This is a genomic window from Mycobacterium simiae, assembly GCF_008370645.1.
In the GTDB taxonomy this organism is placed as follows: domain Bacteria; phylum Actinomycetota; class Actinomycetes; order Mycobacteriales; family Mycobacteriaceae; genus Mycobacterium; species Mycobacterium simiae_A.
This window is the reverse complement of record NZ_VTZN01000269.1, coordinates 1-4,442: the sequence shown is the minus strand read 5'-3', so window position 1 is coordinate 4,442 and position 4,442 is coordinate 1. Positions and strand designations below refer to the sequence as shown.

Below are 4,442 nucleotides of genomic sequence, written 5' to 3'. Positions count from 1 at the left end.
CTGCGCCGATCATCGACAGCCAGGTCAACTCCGGTGGCGCAATCCAGCGCTGGGCGTACAACCTGAACATCCTGGCCGAGCAGGGCGCGAAAAACGACGAGCACGTGCAACGCATCCTGACCCAAGCAGCGCCGACCGCCGATCAGGTCAACGCGGTGTTCGGCGACGTCCGCGAGTCGCTGCCGCAGACACTGGCCAATCTCGAGATTGTGCTGGACATGCTCAAGCGCTACCACAAGGGCGTCGAGCAACTGCTGGTGGCTTATCCCCAGGGCGCCGCGGAAGGACAAACAGTAACAGCGCCTTTCCCGGGCTACGCCGCGCTCGGCACCCACCTGACGATCAACCAGCCCCCGCCGTGTCTGACCGGTTTTCTCCCGGCACCTCAATGGCGGTCCCCAGCGGATACCAGCCTGGCGCCAATGCCGTCCGGAACGTACTGCAAGATACCGCAGGACACACCGGCTAACGCGGTGCGCGGCGCGCGCAACCTACCGTGTGTCGATGTCCCCGGCAAACGAGCCGCAACGCCGCGGGAGTGCCGCGATTCGAAGCCCTACGTTCCCTCAGGCACCAACCCTTGGTATGGCGACCCCAATCAGCTGGTGACCTGTCCAGCGCCGGCAGCGCGCTGTGATCAACCGGTGAAACCAGGCTTGGTGATTCCGGCACCGTCGGTGAACAACGGCATGAACCCCGCACCGGCGGACAGACTGCCCCCCGGCGGGTCACCCCCACCGATCAGCGACCCCTTGTCGCGGCCGGGATCAGGCACCGTTCAATGCAACGGGCAGCAGCCCAACCCCTGTGTCTACACTCCGAGCGGGCCCACGGCGGTCTACAGTCCGCAGAGCGGCGAGCTGGTGGGGCCCGACGGAGTGAGGTACTTGGTGGAGAACTCGACCAAGACCGGAGACGACGGATGGAAGGACATGCTGGCGCCCTCCGGCTGAGCCCCAGCTGGCTCAGAGATTGGTGCTCCCATTGTCGAGCTGGTCCGTTTATGCTGCTATCAGGGCAGGCGCCCCGTCGGGTCGGCGCCTAGACTTCGAAGCATCCGGGGTTGGGGGAATTGAGCATGTCCGTTGCTAACCAATGTTGTTTCACTGCAGACCAACCGGGATCGGCTAGCCGCCCAGCGGCGGGCCCGTCGGCAGGTTAAGAGCCGGCGTCGCGCACCGCAGTTCAACCCCTCGAGCAGGGCATCAGCCGAGCACCCTGCCGCAGTTGTTCGCCAGCTCGACGAGCACCGTGCCAAGAGGCTGTCGGGCAGAGCGCCGACTAACGAACTCGCCGATCGCGTGGTGGCGGTCGCCCAGTTCCTCCGGAAGCGGGTAACCGGGGACTACCGCGTCGACGAGTTCGGCTACGACCCGGATTTCAACACTGCGATTGTGCGGCCTTGCCTGCGACTCTTGTTCCGCTCGTGGTTTCGCGTCGAGGTCAGCGGCATCGAGAACCTACCTGACACCGGTGCGGCGTTGGTGGTGGCCAACCACGGCGGGGTGTTGCCGATCGATGCCCTGATGGCCGCTGTCGCGGTGCATGACGAACATCCGGCTATGCGGGACCTGCGGCTGCTGGCCGCAGACTTGTGCTTTGACTTGCCTGTGGTCGGCGGGGTGGCCCGCAAAGCTGGTCACACGCTGGCCTGCCCGACGGATGCGCACCGCCTGCTGGCGGCCGGCGAAATCGTCGGAGTTTTCCCGGAGGGCTACAAGGGCTTAGGCAAGTGCTTCAAGGACCGCTACAAAGTGCAGCGGTTTGGTCGCGGAGGCTTCGTTTCCGCGGCAGTAGCTACCAAGGCTCCGATCGTTCCGTGCTCGATCGTGGGCTCGGAGGAAAGCTACCCGATGCTGACCGATGTCAAGCTCCTGGCGCGGTTGCTAGGCCTGCCCTATTTCCCGATCACCCCGCTGTTTCCGTGGGCCGGCCCGGCGGGACTAGTGCCGCTGCCATCGAAATGGCACATCGCGTTCGGGTCGCCTATCGACACCACCGATTACCGTCCCGGCGACGCCGAGGATCCGACGGTCACCTTCGAACTGACTGATCACGTACGGCAGTCGATTCAGCAGACGCTCTATTGGCTGCTACTGCGCCGCCGCAACATCTTCTTCGGATAAGTGCTAAGGGATCGACTCGTAGGTTCGCCGTGGGTCGGGTTTACTAGCGCGCCCACCACGTCAAATGAGAAAGACACGCCGATGCGCCAATCAAATGAGAATGCGTCAGATCAAATGAAAACGGACCAGCAATCAATCGGTTTCTTCGCAAAGTTAGTGGGTTCCCCACAATTCATCACAGTGACGTATTGTCTGCAATAGCTAACCGGGTGCGCGGGAGTGGGCGACACAGCAGGCCATGGCCCGCACGCTGTCCGTCAGCGGGCAAGGAGCATTCATAGGGGCTTTGAGCGGTCGAACGTGGGATTTGAGACGGCAAATGCACAGGTGATGCGTTGATGCGGTAGCATCAAAACGTGCGGACGACCCTCGACATCGATGACGACGTGGTCGCCGCAGCGCGCGAACTTGCCGCCAGCGAGCGGAGATCACTGGGTGCGGTGATCTCTGAACTGGCGCGCCGCGGCCTCACTCCAGCACGTGTTGAGACCAACGACCGGCTGCCGGTAATTCGCGTACCGTCCGGTACGCCGCCGATCACACCGGAAATCGTCCGGCGCGCGCTTGGCGAGAACTAACGGCTACTTATGGCGTTGCTCGATGTCAACGCGCTCGTCGCGTTGGCGTGGGACTCCCACATCCATCACGCGCGCATCCGTGAATGGTTTGCCACCAACGCGTCGCAGGGTTGGGCGACCTGCTCGGTCACTGAAAGCGGTTTCGTCCGTGTGTCGACGAACCCGAAGGTGCTGCCGTGCCCGATTGGCGTGGCCGATGCGCGGCGTGTCCTTGCGACCCTCCACAATGCCGATGGTCATCGGTTCCTCTCCGACGACGTGTCACTCGTGGACGACGACGTTCCGACAATCTTCGGTCACCGCCAAGTGACCGACGCACACCTGCTTACCCTCGCGCGCCGTCGCGGAGTCCGCCTTGTAACCTTCGACGGCGCCATCGCGACTCTCGCACGCGGACGCGATGTTGAGCTGTTGACCACGCTTTGAACCGCGAGTTCACAGAGATGTTTTAAATAAGTTGTGCCGATCTAATCGGCCCAGCCAACTGGTAATGGTGCGTGCTTCAGAGGTGCGAGTTGCCCGAGCTGGTCGGTCGTAGCGACCGCCCCACGTCAGCCCGCTGGGGTTATACCGGGTTATACTACCTGTATGAAAACAGCTATCTCTCTCCCTGATGAGACGTTCGATCGTGTCTCCCAGCGTGCGAGTGACCTTGGCATGAGTCGATCCGAGTTCTTCACCCGAGCTGTGCAGCGCTACCTGGACGAGTTGGATGCCCAATCGCTGACTGGACAGATCGACAGTGCTCTAGGGCGCCTCCATGGCACCGACGAGGCGGAGACCGCCGCCGTTGCCATCGGGCGTCGCGTGTTGGACGCCGTGGACGATGAGTGGTGATGAACCGCGCTGATATCTACTGGGCTGACCTTGGACCGCCGTCCGGAAGCCGCCCCGCCAAGCGCCGCCCGGTGCTGGTAGTCCAATCCGATCCGTACAACGCCAGTCGCCTTGCGACTGTGCTCGCCGCGGTAATCACCTCAAACACCACGCTGGCGACGATGCCTGGCAACGTGTTCTTGCCCGCAACCGCAACAGGGCTCCCACGCGATTCGGTTGTCAACGTCACGGCGCTTGTCACGCTGAACAAGACTGACCTCACCGATCGAGTCGGGGATGTACCGCCCAGCCTGATGCACGAGGTCGACCGCGGACTTCGCCGTGTGCAGACGTAGAACCCTAGGAATAAACCCCGGTAGCTCGTCAGCCATACCGGCGGCCCTCCGAGGCGGCGCCGACTACCGACCGGGCGCGGAGTTTGAATAGCCCTGCGGCACAGAGTAATTCGTCACAGTGACGTAATGCCGGTGGTGTGACGGAGAGAAGCGCAGGTGGTCGGCCGCCGCCTATGGGGCCGATCGCCCGACCGCGCTCATGATTTCACCTAACACCCGAATCATTCACTAAGTGATTGAAATGTACGCCAAGCTCGGGATGCACAAGTGAGTAGGTGGCCCGTTTGGGAGCGAAAATCTTCGAACATTGCCGCGACGTGCCCAGACATACCAATCGTCAACGGGTGCGAGCACCAATCGTCAACGGGTGCGAGCACTTTCATCTGATGCAACTCGCAACAGTTATGTGCCGATAAGCGACATTATGTCAACTTAAGTACGCCGTTTTCATCTGATGAATCACGGACGTTCCCCGCTGTCCTTTCTCGTTATACCTGGCGGTTTTCGCAAGAAAGCTGGCGGACTTAGGAGCGTCGCAAGTTTCTCAGTAGAACTGGCGGTTGGTG

Annotated in this window: 5 protein-coding genes and 1 pseudogene; all 6 read left to right on the top strand. The window is 62.1% G+C overall.

The features are described from left to right. A pseudogene (locus F0Q45_RS24515) lies at nt 1-953 on the top strand (MCE family protein); the annotation flags it as partial. A gap of 132 nt (nt 954-1,085) precedes the next feature. Further along, nucleotides 1,086-2,126, top strand: a complete 1,041-nt coding sequence (locus F0Q45_RS24510) for a lysophospholipid acyltransferase family protein (RefSeq protein ID WP_149656361.1) — start codon at nt 1,086-1,088, stop codon at nt 2,124-2,126. Between the two features lie 356 nt (nt 2,127-2,482). Beyond that, complete coding sequence (locus F0Q45_RS24505) at nt 2,483-2,704, top strand: antitoxin (RefSeq protein WP_149656360.1); 222 nt, start codon at nt 2,483-2,485, stop codon at nt 2,702-2,704. A 9-nt stretch (nt 2,705-2,713) separates the two neighbouring features. Continuing rightward, nucleotides 2,714-3,130, top strand: a complete 417-nt coding sequence (locus F0Q45_RS24500) for a TA system VapC family ribonuclease toxin (RefSeq protein ID WP_149656359.1) — start codon at nt 2,714-2,716, stop codon at nt 3,128-3,130. Nucleotides 3,131-3,292: 162 nt separating this feature from the next. Further along, nucleotides 3,293-3,541 carry a ribbon-helix-helix protein, CopG family gene (locus F0Q45_RS24495; RefSeq protein WP_149656358.1) on the top strand — a complete coding sequence of 83 codons (249 nt, stop codon included), beginning with the start codon at nt 3,293-3,295 and terminating at the stop codon, nt 3,539-3,541. Then, complete coding sequence (locus F0Q45_RS24490) at nt 3,535-3,876, top strand: type II toxin-antitoxin system PemK/MazF family toxin (protein ID WP_149656357.1); 342 nt, start codon at nt 3,535-3,537, stop codon at nt 3,874-3,876. The genes F0Q45_RS24495 and F0Q45_RS24490 overlap by 7 nt, the downstream gene beginning before the upstream one ends. The last annotated feature ends 566 nt before the right edge of the window (nt 3,877-4,442 follow it).

Coding starts and splice junctions, on each gene's coding strand:
- F0Q45_RS24500 (WP_149656359.1), top strand. CDS start 2,714: ATGGCGTTGCTCGATGTCAACGCGCTCGTCGCGTTGGCGTGGGACTCC.
- F0Q45_RS24495 (WP_149656358.1), top strand. CDS start 3,293: ATGAAAACAGCTATCTCTCTCCCTGATGAGACGTTCGATCGTGTCTCC.